Here is a 21,558-nt window from a genome sequence, read left to right as displayed (position 1 = left end):
TGTGTCCCACCGAAAATCGCGACAGGTTCTGCACGCTCGGCGGCCGCGGCGCTCAGCGCAGCCGGTGCGTCGTCTGCCCGTGCGGGTGTTTCGCGAACACGAGGACCTTGCGCGGGTCGACCCGGAACACCTCCGCGCCGAATCCCTCGCCGCCGAATCCTCCGTCGACGACCTCGAAGCGCCACTGCTCTCCGTACTTGGCGAGGTAGGCGTCCGCCAGCGTCTGCAATTGCGCGGGATCGGTGATCCGGTGGGCGTCGCCTTCGACCACCACGTCGGCGCCGTCGGCCCACGTGTTCGTGCCCGTCGTCACCGCGACCTGCGTCTCGTGCTGCAGGTTGCGGGCCTTCTGCTCGCCCGGACCCGTGCAGAACCAGAACGCGCCGTCGCGCCAGAGCCCGATCAGCGGGGTGACGTGCGGTCCCCCTCCGCGCCCGGTGGTGCTCAGCCAGTACAGTTCCGCGTCCGTGAGCAGGCGCTCGGTGTCGCTCCACGCCATCGGCTGCGCGTCCGGATCACCGAACCGTGTGTCGATCGTCGTCACCGGTGTGCCCATGCCGGCCTGCCTCGTTTCGCCGATTGTCCACCGATACCGACCTCGCCGACCGCCGAAACTCAGCATCCCCGGGTGACGGACCCGTACACCCGGGGCGGGATAATCGCCCGGTGAGCGCAACACTACGAATCGACGGGCTGTCCGCGTCCCGCGGCGAACGGACCCTGTTCAGCGGACTGGACCTGACGGTCGCTCCCGGCGACGTGATCGGCCTGGTCGGCGCGAACGGCGCCGGTAAGTCGACACTGCTCACGACGCTCGCCGGCGTCGGTACCGCCGACGTGACCGGCACGATCACCCTCAGCCCGCCCGACGCGACCGTCGGCTATCTCGCCCAGGAACCCGAGCGCATCGCCGGGGAGACGATCCTCGGGTTCCTCGAACGACGGACCGGTGTCGCCGAGGCCGAACGCGTGATGAACGCCGCGGCGGAGGCGCTCGGCGAATCCGACGTCGACGACTACACCCCGGCGCTCGAACGGTGGCTCGCGCTCGGTGGCGCCGACCTGGCCGAACGCGCCGAGAAGACCGTCGCCGACCTGGGCCTCGACGTCGGGCTCGACGCCCCGATGACCGGTCTGTCCGGCGGGCAGGCGGCCCGGGCCGGGCTCGCGGCGCTGCTGCTGTCGCGCTACGACGTGCTGCTGCTCGACGAACCGACCAACGACCTCGATCTGGCCGGGCTCGAACAACTGGAGCGGTTCGTCGCCGAGACCCGCACCGCGCTCGTGGTGGTCAGCCACGACCGCGAGTTCCTGGCGCGGACCGTCACCGGCATCGTCGAGCTGGACCTGGCGCAGCAGCAGATCGCCGTGTACGACGGCGGATACGAGGCGTACCTCGTCGAGCGGGAGGTCGCGCGACGGCACGCGCGCGAGGCCTACGAGGAGTTCGCCGACACCAAGCAGCAGCTCGAGGATCGCGCTCGGATGCAACGCAATTGGCTCGAGCACGGGGTCCGCAACGCGCGCCGCAAGTCGAAGGACAACGACAAGATCGGCAGGAAGTTCCGCGCCGAGGCCACCGAGAAGCAGGCGGCGAAGGCTCGCCAGACGCAGCGCCGCATCGAACGGCTCGACGTCGTCGAGGAGCCCCGCAAGGAATGGGAACTGCGGATGTCGATCGCGGCCGCACCCCGCAGCGGCGCGGTCGTGGCAACCCTGAACGGCGCCGAGATTCGCCGTGGCGCTTTCCGTTTCGGCCCCGTGACCACCCAGGTCGACTGGGGTGACCGCATCCTGGTGACCGGACCCAACGGCGCCGGGAAGACGACGCTGCTCGGCCTGCTCCTCGGCACGTTGACTCCCGATGCCGGCAGCGTGTCGCTCGGCTCCGGCGTCGAGATCGGTGAGATCGACCAGGCGCGTGGGCTGTTCGAGGGTGACGAGCCGCTCGTCGAGGCGTTCGGTGCGCAGATACCCGACTGGCCCGACGCGGATGTGCGGACCCTGCTCGCGAAGTTCGGGTTGAAGGGCCACCACGTGCTGCGGCCGGCGTCGTCGCTGTCCCCCGGCGAACGCACCCGCGCCGGACTCGCGCTGCTGCAGGCGCGCGGGGTGAACCTGCTGGTGCTCGACGAACCGACGAACCACCTGGACCTTCCGGCGATCGAGCAGCTCGAACAGGCCATCGACAGTTTCGAGGGCACGCTGCTGCTCGTCACGCACGACCGCCGGATGCTCGACACCACCCGCAGCACCCGACGGTGGCGCCTCGACGACGGGAAGCTGACCGAGGAGAACGCATGAGTGGCAGTGTCCGGGTCGACAGCTGGACGTGGTCGGTGCGACTGTTCAAGACCCGCTCGGCTGCCGCGGCGGCGTGCCGGGCCGGGCACGTGCGCGTCGACGGGATGACCGCGAAGCCGTCGACACCGGTGACGATCGGCGCGGAGGTCCGGGTCCGCGCCCACGGGCTCGAAAAGATCGTCGAGGTCACCCAATTGGTGAACAAGCGGGTCGGCGCCCCCATCGCGGCGACCGCCTATCTCGACCACAGTCCTCCGCCGCCGCCGAAGGAGATCCTCGCGTCGCTCCCCCGCCGCGACCGCGGTGCCGGCCGGCCGACGAAGAAGGAACGTCGAGAGCTGGACCGGATCCGCGGGTTCAACGAGGACTGATCCGCCCGGCGGTCACCTCTGGGCGACGGCCGCGAGTGCGTGTTCCACGAAGGTGCGGAAGGCCCAGGCCAGGTCGTCCCGGGATCGGTGGGTTCCGCTCTCGTACCCGACGAGCATGTACATCGCGACGGTCGCCTGCCGTTCGGCCAGCGTACGGTCGCCGGTCGCGTCGAAGAAGGCCTCGGCGATGAACTGCCGACGTTCCTCGTCGGCCTCGATCTGGATCGCCCGGACGTCGGGGTCGTGGGCCGCCCACACGCGGATGGCGGCCTCGGTGTCGTGAGGCAGGTTGAGGGCGACGTCGATGAGGAATTGGAGCCGTTCGACCGGGTCGGCGACCTCTCGTGCATCGCCGATGAGGCGGTCACTCTTGGTTTCGCGCCAGTAGCGGATGAGCGCGGACGTGTACTCACCCCAGTTGGGGAACGCGTGGTAGAACGAGCCGCTGGTGGCGCCGACCTCCTCGCACACCGTCGCGAGTTTCAGTCCGGCGTGACCCTGCCTGCCGAGCACGTCGAGTCCGGCCTCGAGATAGCGCAACTGAGCGCCGCGCGTGGGTACCTTCCTCTTTCCCCCGTCCGAAGCCATGTCTCCTCCGATCCGGCCACGTCCCTCGATTGTGACCTCTTGCACAAAACTATAACCCTACTTACACTCCGACCGGGACGCGAAGGAGAAGCCGTGAGCAAACCCAACCGCAACGCCGGTCTCGACCCGGAGAGCCGATTCCACGAGATCTACCGCAACCTGACCACCTACGAATTCCCGTGGGATTTCAACCAGGCCCTGAGCTTCGCGCTGTTCCGCACGTATGCGGTGCCGAGCATCGGGTCGCTGCTCGACGCGACCGGCGCGTTCACCGAGACCACCCAGAAGCGCTACGACGACACCTCGATCCTGCTCGAAGTCCCGCTCCTCCAGGGATTCGACAGCGCCGAGGGCAAGGCTGCGATCCGTCGCATCAACCAGATGCACCGCATGTACGACATTTCCAACGACGACTTCCGCTACGTGCTCTCCACGTTCGTGGTCGTCCCGCAGCGCTGGATCCAGGCCTACGGCTGGCGGCAGCTGGCCGACGACGAACTGCTCGCGTCGGTCCGCTACTACCAGGCCCTCGGGCGTCACATGGGCATCAAGGACATTCCGGCCACCTACGGTGAGTTCGAGACCCTCATGGACAGCTACGAGGCCGAGCACTTCGCGTTCGACGCCGGCGGGCGGCGCGTCGCCGACGCCACGATGGACCTGCTCGCGTCGTTCTACCCGAGCTTCGCCAAACCGGCCGTCGAACTGTTCAGCCGCTGCCTCATGGACGAGCCGCTGCTCGCCGCGTTCCGCTACCCCGAGCCCGGAAGCCTGGCCCGGAAGCTCTCGGTCGGGGCGCTGCGTGGCCGTGCCCGGCTGCTCGCCGTCCTCCCGCCGCGACGCAAGCCGCAGTTCGTCCACGACATGCCCCGAATTCGGAGCTACCCCAACGGCTTCGACATCAACAGCATGGGCACCTTCACCCCCGGCTGCCCGGTTCCGCACACGGCGCCGGAGAAGTCCGAACCCCAGCAGTAGACGTCTCGGGATTCGGCCCGCCGACCGTACGCGTCGGCGGGCCTTCCCTTTTTCCGAGCGAATGTATCGCTCGACTCCTCAGATCGACTGAGCGTGCCACTCGCTCGGCGACGCGGTTGACAGATCGTTGGGTTTTCACAACACTTTGTTGTATGAGCCCGGTACGCCGTGGGGAAACCCTCCCCATCTACAACCGGATCCGCGTACTCCGCGCGGACCGCGGATTGAGCCGCAGCCAGCTCGCCGCATTGGTCGAGGTCAATCCCCAGACCATCGGCGCTCTCGAGCGCGGCGACCACTACCCCAGCCTCGACCTCGCGTTCCGCATCTGCGACGTGTTCGGCCTGCCCGTCGAGGCCGTGTTCTCGCGCACGGAGTTCGCGCCGCTGTCCGCCGGGCTGCACCGTCCCGCACCGAAGGAGGCTTGAGATGCCCGCGCAGAACCTGCTCGAGCGGTACGAGGCGCGTCGCACGCGCAGATTCCTCGACAACCAGGAACGGATGTCCGGGTGGCTCCCGACCTGGCGCACCCGAGCGCGTCGCCGGCTGCTCACCGTGATTCTCGCCGTCGTGCTGGCCTGCATGTTCGTCGCCACGACCGCGACCTATTTCGTTCCGCTCGCCGCACTCGCCTGGCTACCGCTGACACTCGTGTTCCTCGTGACCTGGACGTCCCTGCAGATCGTGTCGAGCCGGCTGTCCGACGCACCCCGGCACGCGCTCGACGAACGGGAGATCTCCGAACGCAACAGCGCCCGGTCGATCGGGCTCGGTTTCGCTCAGGTGCTCGTGATGATTCCCATCCTGGCACTACTGCTCGGATCGGCCACGGACAGCGTCGACCACCAGGATCTGGCCTACGCCGCAGGAGGTTTCACTCTGGCCCCGATCCTGTTCGCCGGCTGCCTGCCCGCGATGATCCTGGCCTGGATCCGCCCCGACGACGACCCGGAGGACCATCTGTGACCTTGACGCTGAGCCACCTGACCAAACGCTACGGCGACATCGTCGCCCTCGACGACCTGAGCTTCGAGGTCCGGCCCGGCGAACTGTTCGGGTTCGTCGGCAGCAACGGCGCCGGCAAGACCACCACCATGCGCATCACGCTGGGCGTGCTCGCCGCGGACTCGGGTGAGGTGCTGCTCGACGGCAGGCCGGTCGATCTCGACGTGCGCCGCACCATCGGCTACATGCCGGAGGAACGCGGACTGTATCCCAAGATGAAAGTGGGACAACAGCTGTCGTATCTCGCTCAGCTGCACGGCCTGTCCCGTTCCGACGCGGACGGCGCGGTGCGCCGGTGGACGGAACGCCTGGGCATCGCCGAACGTCTCGGCGACACCGTCGATTCGCTCTCCCTCGGCAATCAGCAGCGCGTCCAGCTGGCCGCCGCGCTCGTGCACGACCCGACGGTTCTCGTGCTCGACGAACCCTTCTCGGGCCTCGACCCCGTCGCCGTGGACGTCATGAGCGAGGTGCTCATGGAGAAGGCAAACAGCGGTGTTCCCGTGGTTTTTTCGAGTCACCAGCTCGATCTCGTCCAGCGCCTGTGCCACCGCGTCGGCATCATCGCGAAGGGCCGGATGCGTGCCGTCGGCACCGTCGACGAACTGCGCTCCGGCGGCGACGCCCGCCTCGTCGTGCACGCACCGCAGGCACCGCCCGACTGGGCGGACGGACTGCCCGGCGTCGGCACCGTCGAGCACACGGACGGCCGGACCGTGCTGTCCGTCGCACCCGGGGTCGACGACCAGCAGATCCTGAAGACCGCACTCGAAACCGGGCCCGTGCACGAATTCTCGCTGCACCGACCGTCGTTGGCCGATCTGTTCCGGGAGGTGGTGTCCGCATGAGCGCCCCGTTGACCACGACACGTGCGATCGGGCTCGTCGCGCGACGCGAGTTCGTCACTCAGGTTCGGAAGAAGAGCTTCGTCGTCAGCAACGCGATCGTGCTCGTCGCGATCGTGGTGGGCATCGTCGCGATGTCGATCTTCGGCGGATCCGACGACGACCGGCCCACCGTCGGTGTCGTCGCCGCGCCGCAGCTGAGCGCAGCACTCGGCGCGATCGGCGACGCCACCGGCATGCCGCTGGAGATCTCCGAAGTACCGGACGGCGATACGGGTCGCGCACAGGTCTCCGCGGGCGAACTCGACGTCGTGCTGATCCCCCGCGAGCCCGCGGGCGTCACCGCCGTCACCGAATCGAATATCGACGCCGGGCTGAAGACCGTTCTCGATGCCGCGGTCGCGCAGGACGCGCAGTCGGCGGCACTGACCGAACGCGGAGTCGATCCCGCCGAGATCGCCGACGCCACCGCGCGATCGACCGTCGTCGTCGAAGCGATCGACCCGCCCGATCCGGAGCAGGGTCAGCGAGTCGTCCTGTCGATCGTCGCCGTGGTGTTGCTGTACATGCAGATCCTGATGTTCGGCATGTACGTCGCCATGGGGGTCGTCGAGGAGAAGTCCTCGCGCGTCGTCGAACTGCTCCTGTCGACGCTGCGCCCGCTGCAGTTGTTGTGGGGCAAGATCATCGGCATCGGTGCCGTCGGCCTGCTGCAGCTCGCCGCGTACGGCGTTGTCGGTGTCGGAGCCGCCCTGGCCACCGACACGCTCACCATCACCGGCACCGCGCTCGGGGTGTTCGCGAGCACACTCGGCTGGTTCGTCCTCGGATTCGCGTTCTTTGCGGTGCTCTACGCCGCCGCCGGGTCGATGGTGTCGCGGCAGGAGGATGTCAACTCCACCTCTGGTCCGTTGATGATGATCATCCTCGCGATGTTCTTCGCCGCGTTCTCGTCCGTCGACGATCCCGACGCCACGTGGAGCACGGTACTGAGCTGGATTCCGCCGTTCTCGGCGATCCTCATGCCGCTGCGGATCGCGGCCGGCGTCGCATCACCGTTCCAGATCGTCGGCACGATCGTGCTCATGATCGTGGTCACCGCGCTCCTCGCTGTCGTGGCGGCGAAGATCTACCAGCGTTCGATCCTGCGGATCGGCCGCACCGTCACGTGGAAGGAAGCCCTCGGGCGGTGACACCGGTCCCGAAGCAGCCCGACGTTCCATCTCCTCCACGAGGATGGGCACACCGATGTTGCAGGAGTGGATCCCGACGGTGGTCGCGAACTTCAGGACGTCGAGGATCGCCTCGGGTTCCACGCCGAGTTCGAGTGCGGCACGGATGTGGCGCCGCACGCCGGGCGCATACATGTGCAGGCAACTGGCGTCCACCGCGATGCACAGGAGCTGGATCTCCCGGGGCGTGAGCGAGCCGGACTGCAGCGGCTGCATGGCCGCGGCCATGTACTGCTCGGTCCACGCCGGGTCCATCCGGTCCAGGTCGTCCCACAGCGGATTCCAGAAACCCTCGTCCCGCATGCGTTCCACGGTCGGGCGGGTTCCCGGGCCGGTCACGACACACCCGCTTGCGTCGACGAGGCGGACTCGACCAGCGCCCGCTTGAGGATCTTCCCGGTGGCGGTCATGGGCAGGACGGCCGTGAACTCGATCCGGCGCGGATACTTGTACGCCGCCATCTGCTCCTTGCACCAGTCGATCAGCTCGGCCTCGCCGAGTCGTTCTCCCGCCTCGGGGATGACGAATGCCTTGACCTCCTCACCGTGCCGCTCGTCGGGGATTCCGACGACCGCGGCCAGCGAGACCGACGGGTGGCTCATCAGCACCTCCTCGATCTCTCGCGGGTAGACGTTGAACCCACCCCGGACGATAAGGTCCTTGGCCCGGTCGACGATGTAGTAGAAGCCGTCGTCGTCCCTGCGGGCGAGGTCGCCGGTACGGAACCAGCCGTCGCGCATCACCTCTGCCGTCGCTTCGGGCCGGTCCAGATAGCCCTTCATGACGTTGTGCCCGCGCAGCACGAGTTCACCGACCGCGTCGGGCCCGGTCACGGGATTCCCGTCCTCGTCGACGAGCATCGCCTCGATCCCCCACACCGGAACCCCGATCGAACCGGGCCGCGGCTCCCGTTCGGGGTCGCTGAATATCGCCAAGGGCGACGTCTCCGACAGGCCGTAGCCCTCGAGGATTCCGATGCCGAAGCGCTCGGCGAACCGGGTCAGGATCTCCACGGGCAGCGCCGCCCCACCGGAGATCGCCCGGCGGAGTGTGCGGGCGATCCGCTCCACGTCGACGGACTCGTCCACCGCGCCGAGCAGCGCCCAGTACATCGTCGGGACACCCGCGAACACGGTGACCGATTCGGCGAGCATGAGATCCAGGGCGGCCTTCGCCTCGAATCGGGGCATGAGCACCAGCGTCGCACCGACCGACAACCCGGCGTTCATCGTCACCGTCTGCCCGAACGAGTGGAACAGCGGCAGCGTGAGCAGGTAGGTGTCGTGACGCAGCGGATTGCTGTCGAACAGACGGTTCGCGGTCAGTGCGTTGAGGACCATGTTCGCGTGCGTGAGTTCTGCACCCTTCGGCCGGCCGGTGGTTCCGCTCGTGTAGAGCACGACCGCGGTGTCGGTCGGGCAGCGCACCACGGCACCGGTCCCGACCACCCAGTCCGGGTCGACGACGGGTCGCGCATCGCTTCCGTCGGCCGTCGTCACCACATCCGAATCCGCGGACAGAAAGAGGATTTCGCGACAGCCGTCCGCATCCGGGAACGCGGATCGACCGTACTCGCCCGTCGGCAGCTCGTCCGTGCCCTCGAAGCAGAAGTAGAGGGCTGCGCCGGAATCGTTCAGGTGGTAGGCGATCTCGCGGGGCTTGAGGAGGGTGTTCAGCGGCACCACCACACCCCCGGCCTTGAGGATGCCGTAGTACACGGCGGGGAACGCAGGGATGTTCGGGCACGTCAGCGCAATTCGGTCGCCGGGCCGGATACCGCGGTCGATCAGCAGAGCCGCGATTCGGTCGGCGCGGACATCGAGTTCGGCGTAGGTCAGCCGCTCGGTGCCGTGGACCAGCGCGACCCTGTCCGGGTAGCGGCGAGCGGAATCCTCGAGAAGCACGGAAAGATTGAACATGGGATGGGTAGATCCTGTCGTTGCGGTGTGTGATGCCCTGGAAGAACTCACTCTGCCTGTGAGAGCACCGGACTCGTGTCGTCGATCAGCTCCTGCAGCAGCGTCTCGGCGTCGGACCAGAAGCCGTATCCGGCTGCGGGATTCAGATGCCCGACGTCACCGAGATCGACCAGGCGGCTCCCCCACGCCTCGGCCATCCCGGCGACCCGGCGGAAGCCGGCGAGCGGGTCGTTGCGGCTGGCCGCGACGATGCTCGGGAACGGCAGGGTACGGCGGGGAATCGGGGTCCATCCCCCGTGTTCGAGTTCGCCCGTCGTCGGATATCCGTCCGGCAGTGGCAGTTCGACGTCCGCGGGGGTCGCGAGCAGTGCCCCTTGGATCGGCCGGGTCGGATTCTGTGCCCAGTGGACGGTGGTGACGACGCCGGCGCTGTGCGCGACGAGCACCACCGGCCCGGCGATGTCGGCGAGAACGGCGTCGAGGGCAGCGACGCGGGCGGCACGATCGAGTTTGTGGTGTTCGAGCGGCGGCACGATGCGGGCGTCGTCGAGGCGTTCGGCGAGGAGGGTCTGCCAGTGGTCGGCGACATGGTCGCGCAGGCCGGGCACGATGACCACGGTCGGGGACGAAGAAGTGTTCACAGGGAGCTCCGGGGGTCGTCGACGTACGGTTCGGGGTCAGCTGACCTGGACGGCGCGGTCACGCAGCTCGGCGAAGCGGCGCAGACCCGCCGGATACAGCCGCTTGCCTGCGATCAGCGCGACGATGGCGACGACATAGATCAGCGGCGCCAGCTGCAGCGCGCCGACGAGGCCGAGGCGGTCGGCGAGGATGCCGATGACGAACGGTCCCAGCGCGAGGCCGAGCAGGTTGTTCGCGACGGTGAGGGTGCCCATGGCCGAGGCACGGACCGAGGAATGGGTGAGGTTGGCGACCATCGCGGCCGTCGGGCCGGACGATCCTGCCGAGAAGAACGCGCCGATGCCGAGGAGCACCAACTGTGCGGTGCCTGCTTCGAGGCGGAACGCCGCTACCAGGGTCACCAGCGAGATCGCGCAGTAGACGATGGCGGTGGTCCACTTCCGGGCGATGTCCAAGCGCCCGACGCGGTCGGTGATCACGCCGCAGACGACCATGCCGCTGCCGATGAGGAGCACGACGATCGCTGCTGCAGCGGCGGCCTTGTCGGGAGCGAGGCCGTAGTACCGGTTGAAGAAGCTGGGCGTCCACGAGAGCAGGACCGCGGCGGTGAACATCTGCAGGCCGCCACCGGCATAGGCGCACAGCACCGCGGGGTTGGTGAACAGGCTCGACACGGGAGCCCGGAAGCCGTCCGGCGGTGAGGCGACCTTCGTGTCGGGAGCGTCGTCGACCGAGTACCGTGCCAGTTTCCGTTCGCTGACGAGTGCGCGGAAGAGCGCCACGAGGAGAAGCCCGAACACTGCCATCGCGGCGAACGACCACCGCCAGCTCAGATGCACGGCGATCAGACCGCCGAGCGCGACACCGACGACCGAGCCGAACGAACCGCCTGCCATGAATGCGCCGCTGAGGGTCGCGTGGATCCGCGGGGCGAACACGCTCAGGACCAATGCGATTCCGACGCTGCCGTAGGCCGCTTCACCGACACCGACGAGGAACCGGGCGCCGAGCATCTGCTCGTAGTTGCTCGCGACCGCGCACAGCAATGTGGCGGCGGACCACAACGTGGCCATGAGCACCAGGCTCTTGACGCGACCCCACCGGTCGGCGAGCAGCGACAACGGGAGGGTGAGCAACCCGACCATGAGCGCGACGACGCTCGTCAGCGAGGCAAGTTCCGAATCGGCCAGCGCCCATTCGGATTTGAGGAAGGGGAAGACGGCGCTGAGGACCTGACGCGACATGTAGTCGGAGAGCAGGAGGCCGAAGGTGAGCGCGAAGACGATCCACGGGTAGGCCCGTGACCGGGTGCGCGGTCCGGAGACGGTGGCGTCCGGATCGGCGACAGTGGTGGTGGTGTGCAGTCCCATGGGTTCTCCTGGGGAGACGGTTCGGTGAGTGGGGACTCGGCGGGCGGTGCGGTCCCGGGGCACGATGCGAGTGCGTGCCCCGGAACCGCTGGGTGTAGCGAGGTCGATCAGGCGTGCTGTGTGAAGCCGACCTGCCCGGGGCGACGGTTGGGCGCGTAGCCGAGCTTGGCGAGGGTTTCGTCGGCGTCGCGGTAGGTTTCGCCGATCTTGTAGATGTCGCGGGCCTCCTTGCCGGTGGCGACCTCACGGCCGAGTTCGCCGGCGATCCGGACGAGCTGCTGGATCTGCTGGACCGAGGTCATCTTCTGGCCCTTGCGACCCCAGAGGGTGTCCTCGTTGCCGCACCGGGTGTGCAGGCCCATCGCGATCGCCATCGCGTTGACGGGAAGCACCGAGCGCATGAGGGTTTCGAGGGTCAGGCACGCACCGTCGGGGACGCGCTGGATGAAGTTCATGATGTTGTACGGGTTGGGGCCGTCGAAGCCGCCGCCGATGCCCACCCAGGTGAGGTTGAGGGGTCCGGTGTAGACGCCGCGGCGGATGAGCCGTTCGACGGTCTCGAGCTGCGGGATGCTCGACAGCTGGAAGTGGGGCTGGATGCCCGCCGCCTGCAGGCGGCGCAGGTGCTCCTCGACCCACTCGGGTCCGGCGGGCACCGTCATCTCGCGGTAGGTCGTGGCCAGCTCCGGGCGTTCCATCGAGGTACCCGCGATGTCGTCCGCGGTCATCAGTTCCATGATGTTCATCTGCGAGGTGTTGATCGCGATGGTCACCTGATCCGGCTTCGGGTCGAGCTCGGCGAGCATGTGCCGCACGTCGTCGTCCAGCCATTTCGCTTCGGCGCCTTCACCTTCCGGAGCGAAGGAGATCGAGCCACCGACCTGCAGGATCATGTCCGGCACGGCCTCGCGCAGGCCGGCGAGGAGCTCGTTGAACTTCGACAGTCGCTTCGAGCCCTTGCCGTCGAGTTCGCGAACGTGGATGTGCAGCACCGTCGCGCCGGCCTCGTAGCAGTCCACGGCCTGCTGGATGTGCTGCTCCATGGTCAGCGGCAGGTCTTCGGGAAAGTCGGAGGGTTCCCACTCCGGGCCGTAGGGGGCCGCGGTGATGACCAGCTTCTCCTGGCACTCGGGGAACAGGGCGTCGTCGTGGAAATGCATGGGAGGTCTCCGTATCGGTTTCGTTGAGATCGGGGGAAGGTCAGAAGGGGCGGTCGCCGACGATTCCGGCGCGTTCCATCCTGCGGACGGCCGGCCAGTAGTCCTGGACCGCGTAGTGCTGGGTGGATCGGTTGTCCCAGATGGCGATGCTGTTCCGGGTCCACCGCCAGCGCACCTGGTACTCGGGGATCGCCGCTTGGGATGTCAGGTAGCGCAACAGTTCTCCGGCGCCGGGTGCGTAGTCGCAACCGAATCGCACGTTCTCGGGGGTGTGGTAGTTGACCAGGTGCGTCGTGAAGGAATTGACGAACAGGATCTTCTCGCCGGTTTCCGGGTGGGTGCGAACCACCGGGTGCTCGGCGTCGGGGAACTGCGCGTGCAGTGCATGCCGCTTCTCCGTCGACAGTGCCGCACCGAAACTCGACTCGATGCTGTGCCGCGCGCGCAGGCCGGCGATCTTGTCCTTCACCGCATCCGGCAGACGACGGTAGGCCTCGACCATGTTCACCCAGATGGTGTCGCCACCGACGGGCGGTGTCTCCACGCACCGGAGCACGCAACCCATCGGCGGGTTCTCCCGCCACGTGGCGTCGCAGTGGTAGGCGTTCTCGTAGTGCTCGGGCGCGCTGTCGAGATCCTTGTAGATCCGAACCAGGCCGGGATGCTCGGGGTGGCTGCCGAGGACGGGGTGGTCCTCGAGTGCACCGAAGCGTTCTGCGAGAGCGACGTGTTCGGCGCAGGTGATGTCCTGGTCCCGGAAGAAGAGCACCTTGTGCTCGAGGAGCAGCGCGCGGAGCTGGGCGAACAGTGTCTCGTCGCGGGCGACGTCACCGAGGTACACGCCGGACAGTTCGGCGCCGATCGTCGCGGTGAGCCGCTCGACCCGGAATGCGGTGCGGGTGTCGCCGGCCGGAGGGAGCGTTGTGGTCATGGGAGTGTCCTTCGAGGTGGTGCAGATCAGAGGGTGAAGACCGAAGAGCCGATGCTGCGGCCGGATTCGATGTCGCGGTGCGCGCGGACGGCGTCGTCGAGCCCGTACCGCTGGTTGATCTCGATGGTGATGTCGCCCGCCGCGACGTGCGAGAAGAGCTCGCCGGCGAGTTCGGCTCGCTCGGCCGGGTCTGCGATGTAGTCCGCCAGCGCGGGGCGGGTCACGTACAGCGAGCCCTTGATCGCGAGCTGCATGGCGTCGATCGGGGGGATCGGCCCCGAGGCGGTACCGAAGCAGACCAGCAGACCCCGGCGGGCGAGCGAGTTCAGCGACGTCTCGTAGGTGGTGGCACCGATGCTGTCGAACACCACCGGGACGCCCTTGCCGTCGGTCAGTTCGCGGACGCGGGTGGCGACGTCCTCACGGGTGTAGAGGATCACCTCGTCGCATCCGTGCGCCCGGGCGATCTCGGCCTTCTCCTCCGTGGACACGGTCCCGATGACCTTGATTCCCAACAGCTTCGCCCACTGGGTGAAGATCAGGCCGACACCGCCGGCGGCGGCGTGGAGCAGAACCGTGTCGCCCGCCGAGAGCGGCCGGATCCGGCGCAGCAGGTAGGAGGTGGTCAGTCCGCGCATCGTCATCGCCGCGGCGGTCTCGAACGGGATCGCGTCGGGCAGATGGATGAGATGCTCGGCGGGCATCACGCGCTCGGTGCTGTAGGCGCCGAGGGGGCTGCCGGTGTAGGTGACGCGGTCGCCGGGTGCGAAGTCCTCGACGCCGGCGCCGACCGCCTCGACCACTCCGGCGGCCTCGACGCCCATGCCCGCCGGCAGCGGCGCGGGGTACAGGCCGGTGCGGAAGTAGGTGTCGGCGAAGTTCATGCCGACGGCCTCGTGACGGATGCGGACCTCGCCCGGTCCCGGGTCTCCGACCTCGACGGCTTCCCAGGTGAGGACCTCGGGGCCACCGGTTTCGTAGAAGCGGACGGCTTTTGCCACGGTATCTCCTTCGCGGCCGCACCGGGTCGCAGGCGGGCTGCGACAGGTGGGGCCCGGTTTCGGGGTGCGTTCGATCCCGTTGCGGGATCGCGGAATTAACCGGCGCTGGTGCGCTCGGCTCCGGCGTTTGCAGAGCCGGCCTTTGTGATGTGACTAACACTACGGGGCTCACGGCCCGTATGCTTATCCCTATGGGACATGACCCTGTTCATTTCGGGACATCGGTGTGACGACGTGAAGCCCCTCGCCCGCTATGCGTCGCTCAACAACTACGTCGACCTCGCCCACTCTGCCGGGCTCGATCCCGCCCGCATGATCCGCGACGCCGGTCTCGATCCCGCCGGTCTCGGTCTCCAGGACCGCTGGGTCCCGGCGTCGGCCATCGCGACACTGCTGGAGAACTCGGCGACGGCGTCCGGGCGCGACGACTTCGGCATAGCGCTCGCCGGACTGCGCCGCTTCTCCAATCTCGGCCCGTTGAGCCTGGTCGTCCGCGAGGAACCCGATGTCCGCAGCGCCGTGAAGATGCTCGTGCGCTACCAGCACATGTACAACGAGGCCCTGAGGACCCACATCAGCGAGAACGGCGGGATCACGACCCTGCGCGTCGAACTCGACGTGGGCGTGCCCGGCGACTTCCCCCAATCGATCGACCTGGCCGTCGGGGTGCTGCACCAGCTACTGAAGGGATTCCTGGGCCGGACCTGGCGGCCGCTCTCGGTGTCCTTCACCCGTCCCGCACCCCACGATCCGGCTCCCTATCGCCGGATGTTCGGAACCGAGGTGCTCTTCGCCGAGAGATTCGACGGAATATCCCTGTACACCAAGGATCTCGACGCACCGAACGCCATGTCGGATCCGCTGCTGCGTCCCTACACCCGGAAGATTCTCGAAGGAGTCGACGCGCGCGAGGACGTCACCACCCTGAGCAGGGTCCGCGAGCTGATCGAACTCCTGCTGCCCACCGGACGGTGCTCGGCCGAGCAGGTCGCCCGGAGCCTGGGCGTCGATCGCCGAACCGTGCACCGCAAACTCGCCGAAGAGGGTCATACGTTCTCGTCGGTGCTCGATTCCACCCGCGCCGAACTGGCCTCGCACATGGTGGGCAACACCCGGTACTCGCTCACCGAGGTCTCCGAACTTCTCGGGTTCTCCTCCCCCGCGAACTTCTCCCGCTGGTTCCGAAAGCAGTTCGGCCGCAGCCCGAGCCAATGGCGAGCCGAGACCATAGGGGGCAGGTCCACCGAACCCGAGTGACATATCGAATCGATATGCCCTGATGCCGGAATGACGTCTATCGGTTTCGGCGTCCTCGGGCCACGGTGGGAGAATGGTTCTCTCCCCCACCGTCGCTACCACGCCTCCGATCCGGACGCGTCTGCGAACTCCGTTGCCGGGTCTCGCATTCTGCGCCGTGGGTGCCGCCGCGGCACTCGGCATCGCCCGACTGTCCGGCATCAGCCCGCTGCTGATCGCGATCGTCCTCGGAGCGACGATCACCAATTTCTTTGCGCTACCGTCCTTCACGGCGCCCGGTATCGCGGTCGCCTCGAAACGGCTGCTGCGCATCGGAGTGGCACTTCTGGGCCTGCAACTGCTGCTCTCCGATGTTCTCGGCCTCGGCTGGGGCGTGCTCGCCCTCGCCGCCGCCGTGGTGGTGGGTGGGATCGCCGGCACAATGGCCGTGGGACGGCTTCTCGGCATGGAGTGGGGCGAACGCCTGCTCATCGCGTGCGGCTTCTCCATCTGCGGCGCCGCCGCGGTCGCGGCCGTCGAAGGGGTGACCGCAGCCCGAAAACAGCATGTCGTCACGGCCGTGGCGCTGGTGGTCGTGTTCGGGACCGCCATGATCCCCGGACTCCCGTTCGCCGCGTCGCTGCTGGGGCTCGACACGACTCGGGCCGGCATCTGGGCGGGCGCTGCCGTCCACGAGGTGGCGCAGGTCGTGGCGACCGGCGGCGCGATCGATGCCGGCCGTCTCGGAACGGCCGGGGCGAGCGCCCTCGCGGTCGCCGTCACCGTCAAACTCGCCCGTGTCGCGCTCCTCGCACCCGTGGTCGCGTGGATCGGTGTCGCCTCCCGCCGTCGCAGCACCACGGACGGCCCCGCCGGGCGGCCACCGCTGGTTCCGCTCTTCCTGCTCGGATTCGTCGGGTTCGTGGCGTTGCGGGCGACCGGACTGCTGCCCGACCCGGCGCTCGACCTCGCACGACTCGCCCAGACCGCCCTGCTCACCACCGCGATGTTCGCGCTCGGCACCGGGGTGAAGGTCTCCGTCCTCCGCGGGGTCGGCTGGCGCCCGTTCGTCCTCGCGACCGTCTCCACCGTCTGGGTCTCGGCGATCGCACTCGGCGGTGTCCTTCTCCTCGGCCTCGAACCGATCGTGTGACCGCGCGACGCGAACGTCCGTCAGTCGAGGTAGCGCTGTAGCGGCGTCGATTCCGGCTGATCGAGCCGCCAGAATGTGCCGCCGTCGCAGGTTACGGTGTCGCCGCTGATGAAGCTTGCGACCGCGCGGGCGGCGGTCGTCGGGTCCGGAAATCGTCGGCCCTCCATCGGACCGGCCGTGATCTCGAGGGTGCCGGTAGCCGGGTCGAACCGGCCCTTGACGCGGTAACCGCCCCGGTCGGCGATCACCCGCAGCCGCAGGTCCTCGACGACCTCGGGTTCGACCGACTTGCGCACCGCACCGGCACTTGCCTTCTTCGCACGGTTGCGGGCGCACCGCTCGGCCTCGGCCTCGGCCGCGTCGTCGTCGGTGTACAGAGTGGTGTCCTTGGCTGCTGCCAAGCCGAGCAGGTCCCAGCAGTCCTTGCCGTGGACGACGCTGCTGAGGGGGATGGCGTGACTGCCTGTGTGTGTCCGGCCGGGGACATCCGCCATCCAGAGGTCCACCTCGGCGGCGATGCCCGCCGCGACCTCGTCGGAAGGCAACACGAAGTAGCCCGCCGGGTCGCTTCCCAGGTCGACGAACACCCAGAACTGCGAGCCGGTGTCGTCGGTGTCGGGCAGGGCATCCTGCCGTCTGGCCTGCCAGTCCCCGTCGATCCTGGTCCGGACGCGGACGATGCGGCTGTTTCCGTCCGCACCCAGGACCTCGACCGGGGTGCGCGGCAGGTGGTCGAGCCGCTCGGCGCGGCCTCCACGCTGGATGACCTCGGAGATGAAGGCTTGGATCCCTCGACCGGCAGTGTCGTGCACTCGACTGCGTCCATTTCTGTGTCGCGACCCGTACGCCTCGGTGAGCTGTGTTGCGACGGGTCTACGCGGCACGACTCGGGTTACTGCACCCACAGTACGGGCACGGGGTGCGGCCACCACAGGACGCGTCGGCATCGGGTGGGTCGGGCCGAGTACCGGGCGACCACTCCGGTATAGCTTGACACCAGGAACGACAGGTGGAGGCGACGTGGCCGGCAGCAAAATCTCCGCACGGGAGTTCATCGACAGTGTCCTGGACGAGGGCAGTTTCGTCTCCTGGGACACGACGCCCGTCGACGTCGGCGCCGACGAGACGTACCGCGCCGAACTCGCTCGCGCAGCCGAGCGTTCCGGCGTCGACGAATCGGTAATCACCGGTATCGGCACGGTGCACGGCCGTCCCATCGCGATCATCGCGTGCGAGTTCGCGTTCCTGGCCGGGTCGATCGGGGTGGCTGCGTCCGAGCGCATCGTGTCGGCGATCGAACGCGCCACCGCCGAAGGTGTGCCGCTGCTCGCGTCCCCCACCTCCGGCGGCACCCGCATGCAGGAGGGCACGCTCGCGTTCGTGCAGATGGTGAAGATCGCCGCTGCGGTCGCCGCGCACAAGGCCGCGCACCTCGGATACCTTGTGTACCTGCGTAATCCGACGACCGGCGGGGTGTTCGCCTCGTGGGGTTCGCTCGGCCACATCACCGCCGCCGAACCCGGTGCGCTCGTCGGCTTCCTCGGACCGCGCGTCTACAAGGCGCTGTACCACGAGGAATTCCCGCCGGGCGTGCAGACCGCCGAGAACCTGTCCGCCAACGGCGTGATCGACGGGGTGGCACCGCTCGAGGCCGTGCGACGGCTCGTGCACCGCACGCTGCGGGTGCTGGTCGAGCCGAGCAGCCCGGACGAGGGCGCCGAGGCGGCCGTCACGGACATCGACGAGGTGCCGGATGTGCCCGCGTGGCAGTCGGTGATCCTGTCCCGCCGTCCCGAACGGCCCGGGATCCGGCAGTTGCTGCGGCACGCCGCGTCGGCGCAGGTACCGCTGTCCGGCACCGGTCAGGGCGAGGCCGACAAGACGGTGCTGCTCTCGCTCGCCCGGTTCCGGGGCGTGTCGTGCGTGCTGTTCGGTCAGGACCGCAGCGGCCAGTCCGCCGCGCTGACGATGGGGCCGGGTGCGCTGCGCGAGGCGCGTCGCGCGATGCGGCTCGCCGACGAATTGCGGCTGCCGCTGGTGCTGGTCATCGACACCCTCGGGGCTTCGCTGTCGCGTGAGGCCGAGGAGAAGGGACTCGCACCGGAGATCGCCCGGTGCATAGCCGATCTGGTGACTCTGCCGACCCCGACGGTGTCGGTGCTGCTCGGTCAGGGCACCGGCGGGGGCGCCCTGGCGCTGCTGCCCGCCGACCGCGTGCTGTGTGCGCAGAACGGCTGGCTGGCGCCGCTGCCGCCGGAAGGGGCGAGCGCGATCGTGCACCGCGACACGACGCACGCGCCGCAGATGGCCGCCGCGCAAGGAGTTCGCTCACGAGATCTGTTGCGCCACGGCATAGTCGACGGTGTTATCCCCGAATTCCCGGATGCCACAGAAGAACCCACGGAGTTCGTGAAGCGGGTCGGCGCGGCCGTGGCCGTCGAACTGGGCGATCTGGCGAGCGAACCCGCCGATACGAGGTACGCGCGGCGCCTCGAACGCTACCGCCGGCTGGGGTTGCCCGACTGAAGATCCGACCCGGGAGCGTGCCGGAGGGAAGGCCACCCGCGGGCCTCGACGTTCCCGGCCTCAGGGCAGCCGGCCGCGTCGGCCCGCGAGGCGCGCGAGTTCCCGGAGCACGCCGGGGGCCTTGCGCGCCACGATCAGGACCGCCCGATCGGACATGGTCGGGCGCGGCGGTGCCGCCGACTGCGTCGGCCGGGCCCCGTTCGTCGCGGCGAACAGCCGTACCTGACCGGGGACGCCTTTGAGCCGGTGCCTGCCGAGGTCGGTGAAGTCGATGTCGGCACCGGCCGCGAGATCGCGCACCGTTTGTGAGCACCGCACCTGCCCCGAGCCGGCGGATGCGGCGATGCGGGCCCCGAGGTGCACCGTCATCCCGGTCAGTTCCGGACCCGCACGGGCGACCGGCCCGGCGTGCACACCGGCCCGGACCGCGAGTCCGAGTTTCTTTGCGGCACAGTCTATTCTATGCGCGCAGTGCAGCGCGGCCGCCGGTCCGTCGAACACGCTCAGGGTGCCGTCGCCGGCGATGCCGACCAGACTGCCGCCGCCCGCCCCGACCTCGCCGCGCACCATCCGGTCGTGTGCGGCCAGGAGTTCCGCGAACCGGTTGTCCCCCAGCCGCGCGAGCACCTCGGTCGAGCGCACGACGTCGGTGAACAGGATGGTCGCGAGAAAGCGGTCCGCGTCGACCGGCCGAACCGTGCCGGTGGCGAGTTCCTCGACGTGGTCGAGCACCGGGATCAACGCCTCGCCGAGGGTCGCACCGGCCGGGATCGGCGGCAGGTCGTGGAAACGGCCGTTCGGCACGAGTTCGGCGACCCGGCGGACGGCGTCCCGGGCGAACAGGCCGTCCGGTTGGTGCAGCACCTCGGTGCGGCACTGGATCGAGGGCAGCACCTGCGCGTAGCTCACCCGCAGCGCCCACTCGAGATGCTGCTGCGCGGTTGCCGGTGTGGCAGAACAGCGTTCGAGCAGAGCCATGATGCGGCGGTTGTGCGGAACATCGAGGGTGGGATGCGTCAGAGAAGTCAGTTCGCCGTGCCCCCAGCGTGCATACGCGCCGCGGAAGGAATCGACGAACCGGTCCCGTTGGACCCGGGTCCATCCGGGCGGCGGCTCGCCGTCCTCGGACAGCAGGGCTTCGGACCAGGGCTCGGCGAGGACCAGCCCGGCGACCCGGTCGGGACAGCGAGCGGCGAGCATTGCGACCGCCCCGCAGGTACTGGAGGCTCCGACCAGCGTGGCCCGCGCGACACCGGCGTCGTCGAGGACCGCGAGGACGTCGTCGGCCTGCTCCTCGAGGGTCGGAACGTGGTCGACCGGATCGGACAGCCCGAAGCCGCGCCGCTGGAAGAACAGCGACCGCGCGAAGCTGGAGCAGCGTTCGAAGTTGTAGTGCAGATGCGGATCGGTCCACATCAGGTCCGGGTGCATCATGTCCTCGAAGAACCAGGCCACCGGGTGTGGTCCTCCGCCCGCGAGCTGGTACGCCAGTGCGTGACCGTCGCGCTGGATGTACCGCGTCACGGGCGGGTCCATGGGACAACGATAGGCGGCGACCGGGCGGGCTGCGAGGGATCAGCCCCTCGTCCGACCCCGGCGACCCGGCGCGACGAGATTCCTGCTCACCCGCTGGAGCCCGCGACGGCACCCGCGGTGACGGCCGCGATCATCGCGGTGTTGACCGCCTCGACCGCCTGACGGACCGCGGCTCCCGCCCATTCCCCTTCGGCGATCTCCTTCGCGCGCTTGTTCACGGCACGCTTGTCCGCGTCCGGGAACACCTTCGAGGCCGCGGAGACGGCCGAGAGCATCGAGATCAGGGCCGCGGTCCGTGGCGACGGAGTGAGACCGTCGACCAGCGCGGCCCGCAGTTCGGCGCGCACGTGCCGCTCGTGGCTCTCGTCCACGGCGGGCCACCGGCGCGTCGTGAACAGTCCGAGGATCCGACCGCGCTCTTCCCGCAGCCAGCCCCGGTCGACGATCCGATCGATCAGCGTGTCCTGCAGACCCTTGGTGAGCTTCTCGATCGCCGACGCCGGTTTCATCGGTTTCGCGTCGGCGAGCCTGCGGGTGGCGTCGGCGAGCACCGGATCGTCCGGCGCCGGGTCCGGGCGCACCACGAGCCGGCCCTTCCGGACGACGCTGCCGTCGACGTCGGGCGTGACGGTCCCGGCCAGCGCGAGTTCGAGCAGCACCGCCCCGGCCAGCACCCGCGGCAACCGGGTACCGTCCACGATCGGTTTGCCCGATTCGTCGTCCAGCAGCAACAGCAGCAGGTCTTCGGCGAGCAGCGGCAT

Annotated in this window: 21 protein-coding genes and 1 pseudogene; 10 read left to right on the top strand and 12 right to left on the bottom strand. The window is 68.8% G+C overall.

The window, feature by feature from the left end:
• Positions 1-52: 52 nt before the first annotated feature.
• Positions 53-556 carry a pyridoxamine 5'-phosphate oxidase family protein gene (locus ACWDTS_RS19550; protein WP_197250814.1) on the bottom strand — a complete coding sequence of 168 codons (504 nt, stop codon included), beginning with the start codon at positions 554-556 and terminating at the stop codon, positions 53-55.
• 110 nt (positions 557-666) lie between these two features.
• On the opposite strand from ACWDTS_RS19550, the gene ACWDTS_RS19545 reads away from it, so the two are divergent.
• Both ACWDTS_RS19545 and ACWDTS_RS19540 read left to right on the top strand, forming a co-directional pair.
• Positions 667-2,304 carry an ABC-F family ATP-binding cassette domain-containing protein gene (locus tag ACWDTS_RS19545; RefSeq protein WP_450118848.1) on the top strand — a complete coding sequence of 546 codons (1,638 nt, stop codon included), beginning with the start codon at positions 667-669 and terminating at the stop codon, positions 2,302-2,304.
• A complete protein-coding gene (locus tag ACWDTS_RS19540) occupies positions 2,301-2,675 on the top strand; it encodes an RNA-binding S4 domain-containing protein (protein ID WP_197250816.1) in 375 nt (124 codons plus the stop codon). Before ACWDTS_RS19545 ends, ACWDTS_RS19540 begins: the two co-directional genes overlap by 4 nt.
• 12 nt (positions 2,676-2,687) lie before the next feature.
• Here ACWDTS_RS19540 and ACWDTS_RS19535 read toward each other — a convergent pair whose 3' ends face one another.
• Complete coding sequence (locus ACWDTS_RS19535) at positions 2,688-3,263, bottom strand: TetR/AcrR family transcriptional regulator (protein ID WP_450109228.1); 576 nt, start codon at positions 3,261-3,263, stop codon at positions 2,688-2,690.
• Between the two features lie 93 nt (positions 3,264-3,356).
• Here ACWDTS_RS19535 and ACWDTS_RS19530 point away from each other — a divergent pair, with 93 nt between their 5' ends.
• The 5 genes from ACWDTS_RS19530 to ACWDTS_RS19510 all read left to right on the top strand — a co-directional run bounded on the left by ACWDTS_RS19530 (position 3,357) and on the right by ACWDTS_RS19510 (position 7,284).
• Positions 3,357-4,241: an oxygenase MpaB family protein gene (locus tag ACWDTS_RS19530; protein ID WP_450118847.1), complete on the top strand. Its 885-nt coding sequence runs from the start codon at positions 3,357-3,359 to the stop codon at positions 4,239-4,241.
• 152 nt (positions 4,242-4,393) lie between these two features.
• A complete protein-coding gene (locus ACWDTS_RS19525; protein WP_197250821.1) occupies positions 4,394-4,669 on the top strand; it encodes a helix-turn-helix transcriptional regulator in 276 nt (91 codons plus the stop codon).
• A gap of 1 nt (position 4,670) precedes the next feature.
• Positions 4,671-5,207: a hypothetical protein gene (locus ACWDTS_RS19520; RefSeq protein ID WP_450118846.1), complete on the top strand. Its 537-nt coding sequence runs from the start codon at positions 4,671-4,673 to the stop codon at positions 5,205-5,207.
• A complete protein-coding gene (locus ACWDTS_RS19515) occupies positions 5,204-6,094 on the top strand; it encodes an ABC transporter ATP-binding protein (protein ID WP_197250823.1) in 891 nt (296 codons plus the stop codon). Before ACWDTS_RS19520 ends, ACWDTS_RS19515 begins: the two co-directional genes overlap by 4 nt.
• Positions 6,091-7,284 (top strand): ABC transporter permease, encoded by a 1,194-nt coding sequence (locus ACWDTS_RS19510; protein ID WP_197250824.1) that lies wholly within the window; start codon positions 6,091-6,093, stop codon positions 7,282-7,284. The genes ACWDTS_RS19515 and ACWDTS_RS19510 overlap by 4 nt, the downstream gene beginning before the upstream one ends.
• 18 nt (positions 7,285-7,302) lie before the next feature.
• On the opposite strand, the pseudogene ACWDTS_RS19505 reads toward ACWDTS_RS19510, so the two are convergent.
• The 7 genes and pseudogenes from ACWDTS_RS19505 to ACWDTS_RS19475 form a co-directional block, all read right to left on the bottom strand.
• A pseudogene (locus ACWDTS_RS19505) lies at positions 7,303-7,626 on the bottom strand (carboxymuconolactone decarboxylase family protein); the annotation flags it as partial.
• Positions 7,627-7,658: 32 nt separating this feature from the next.
• Positions 7,659-9,242, bottom strand: coding sequence for a long-chain-fatty-acid--CoA ligase (locus ACWDTS_RS19500; RefSeq protein WP_450118845.1), 1,584 nt, complete (start codon positions 9,240-9,242; stop codon positions 7,659-7,661).
• Between the two features lie 47 nt (positions 9,243-9,289).
• Positions 9,290-9,883, bottom strand: coding sequence for an RBBP9/YdeN family alpha/beta hydrolase (locus ACWDTS_RS19495; protein ID WP_450118844.1), 594 nt, complete (start codon positions 9,881-9,883; stop codon positions 9,290-9,292).
• 36 nt (positions 9,884-9,919) lie between these two features.
• Positions 9,920-11,254 carry an MFS transporter gene (locus ACWDTS_RS19490; protein WP_450118843.1) on the bottom strand — a complete coding sequence of 445 codons (1,335 nt, stop codon included), beginning with the start codon at positions 11,252-11,254 and terminating at the stop codon, positions 9,920-9,922.
• A 107-nt stretch (positions 11,255-11,361) separates the two neighbouring features.
• On the bottom strand, positions 11,362-12,414 hold the full coding sequence (locus ACWDTS_RS19485; RefSeq protein WP_248675378.1) for a BKACE family enzyme: 1,053 nt from the start codon (positions 12,412-12,414) through the stop codon (positions 11,362-11,364).
• A 40-nt stretch (positions 12,415-12,454) separates the two neighbouring features.
• Positions 12,455-13,345 carry a TauD/TfdA dioxygenase family protein gene (locus ACWDTS_RS19480; RefSeq protein WP_248675379.1) on the bottom strand — a complete coding sequence of 297 codons (891 nt, stop codon included), beginning with the start codon at positions 13,343-13,345 and terminating at the stop codon, positions 12,455-12,457.
• 26 nt (positions 13,346-13,371) lie between these two features.
• Positions 13,372-14,346, bottom strand: coding sequence for a quinone oxidoreductase family protein (locus ACWDTS_RS19475; RefSeq protein ID WP_450109224.1), 975 nt, complete (start codon positions 14,344-14,346; stop codon positions 13,372-13,374).
• 234 nt (positions 14,347-14,580) lie between these two features.
• On the opposite strand from ACWDTS_RS19475, the gene ACWDTS_RS19470 reads away from it, so the two are divergent.
• Entirely contained in the window at positions 14,581-15,603 is a 1,023-nt protein-coding gene (locus ACWDTS_RS19470) for an AraC family transcriptional regulator (RefSeq protein WP_450109290.1), read from the top strand.
• Between the two features lie 73 nt (positions 15,604-15,676).
• Positions 15,677-16,735, top strand: coding sequence for a YeiH family protein (locus tag ACWDTS_RS19465; RefSeq protein ID WP_197250831.1), 1,059 nt, complete (start codon positions 15,677-15,679; stop codon positions 16,733-16,735).
• 20 nt (positions 16,736-16,755) lie between these two features.
• On the opposite strand, the gene ACWDTS_RS19460 is transcribed toward ACWDTS_RS19465, so the two are convergent.
• A complete protein-coding gene (locus ACWDTS_RS19460) occupies positions 16,756-17,547 on the bottom strand; it encodes a hypothetical protein (protein ID WP_197250832.1) in 792 nt (263 codons plus the stop codon).
• A 208-nt stretch (positions 17,548-17,755) separates the two neighbouring features.
• Here ACWDTS_RS19460 and ACWDTS_RS19455 point away from each other — a divergent pair, with 208 nt between their 5' ends.
• Positions 17,756-19,261 carry a carboxyl transferase domain-containing protein gene (locus ACWDTS_RS19455; RefSeq protein WP_197250833.1) on the top strand — a complete coding sequence of 502 codons (1,506 nt, stop codon included), beginning with the start codon at positions 17,756-17,758 and terminating at the stop codon, positions 19,259-19,261.
• A gap of 60 nt (positions 19,262-19,321) precedes the next feature.
• On the opposite strand, the gene ACWDTS_RS19450 is transcribed toward ACWDTS_RS19455, so the two are convergent.
• Together ACWDTS_RS19450 and ACWDTS_RS19445 are read right to left on the bottom strand one after the other, a co-directional pair.
• Positions 19,322-20,797: an alpha/beta fold hydrolase gene (locus tag ACWDTS_RS19450; RefSeq protein ID WP_450118842.1), complete on the bottom strand. Its 1,476-nt coding sequence runs from the start codon at positions 20,795-20,797 to the stop codon at positions 19,322-19,324.
• An 86-nt stretch (positions 20,798-20,883) separates the two neighbouring features.
• The gene (locus tag ACWDTS_RS19445) at positions 20,884-21,558 is read right to left on the bottom strand and encodes a GOLPH3/VPS74 family protein (RefSeq protein WP_450118862.1); all 675 of its coding nucleotides are present in this window, start codon (positions 21,556-21,558) and stop codon (positions 20,884-20,886) included.

The sequence above is a fragment of the Rhodococcus sp. NPDC003383 genome, from assembly GCF_053589115.1.
The sequence above is the reverse complement of the archived record's forward strand: the minus strand, read 5'-3'. Positions and strand labels throughout refer to the sequence as shown.

Coding starts and splice junctions, on each gene's coding strand:
- ACWDTS_RS19480 (WP_248675379.1), bottom strand. CDS start 13,345: ATGACCACAACGCTCCCTCCGGCCGGCGACACCCGCACCGCATTCCGG.
- ACWDTS_RS19550 (WP_197250814.1), bottom strand. CDS start 556: ATGGGCACACCGGTGACGACGATCGACACACGGTTCGGTGATCCGGAC.
- ACWDTS_RS19520 (WP_450118846.1), top strand. CDS start 4,671: ATGCCCGCGCAGAACCTGCTCGAGCGGTACGAGGCGCGTCGCACGCGC.
- ACWDTS_RS19500 (WP_450118845.1), bottom strand. CDS start 9,242: ATGTTCAATCTTTCCGTGCTTCTCGAGGATTCCGCTCGCCGCTACCCG.
- ACWDTS_RS19490 (WP_450118843.1), bottom strand. CDS start 11,254: ATGGGACTGCACACCACCACCACTGTCGCCGATCCGGACGCCACCGTC.
- ACWDTS_RS19510 (WP_197250824.1), top strand. CDS start 6,091: ATGAGCGCCCCGTTGACCACGACACGTGCGATCGGGCTCGTCGCGCGA.
- ACWDTS_RS19450 (WP_450118842.1), bottom strand. CDS start 20,797: ATGGACCCGCCCGTGACGCGGTACATCCAGCGCGACGGTCACGCACTG.
- ACWDTS_RS19525 (WP_197250821.1), top strand. CDS start 4,394: ATGAGCCCGGTACGCCGTGGGGAAACCCTCCCCATCTACAACCGGATC.
- ACWDTS_RS19535 (WP_450109228.1), bottom strand. CDS start 3,263: ATGGCTTCGGACGGGGGAAAGAGGAAGGTACCCACGCGCGGCGCTCAG.
- ACWDTS_RS19445 (WP_450118862.1), bottom strand. CDS start 21,558: ATGCCGCTGCTCGCCGAAGACCTGCTGCTGTTGCTGCTGGACGACGAA.
- ACWDTS_RS19540 (WP_197250816.1), top strand. CDS start 2,301: ATGAGTGGCAGTGTCCGGGTCGACAGCTGGACGTGGTCGGTGCGACTG.
- ACWDTS_RS19485 (WP_248675378.1), bottom strand. CDS start 12,414: ATGCATTTCCACGACGACGCCCTGTTCCCCGAGTGCCAGGAGAAGCTG.
- ACWDTS_RS19465 (WP_197250831.1), top strand. CDS start 15,677: ATGGTTCTCTCCCCCACCGTCGCTACCACGCCTCCGATCCGGACGCGT.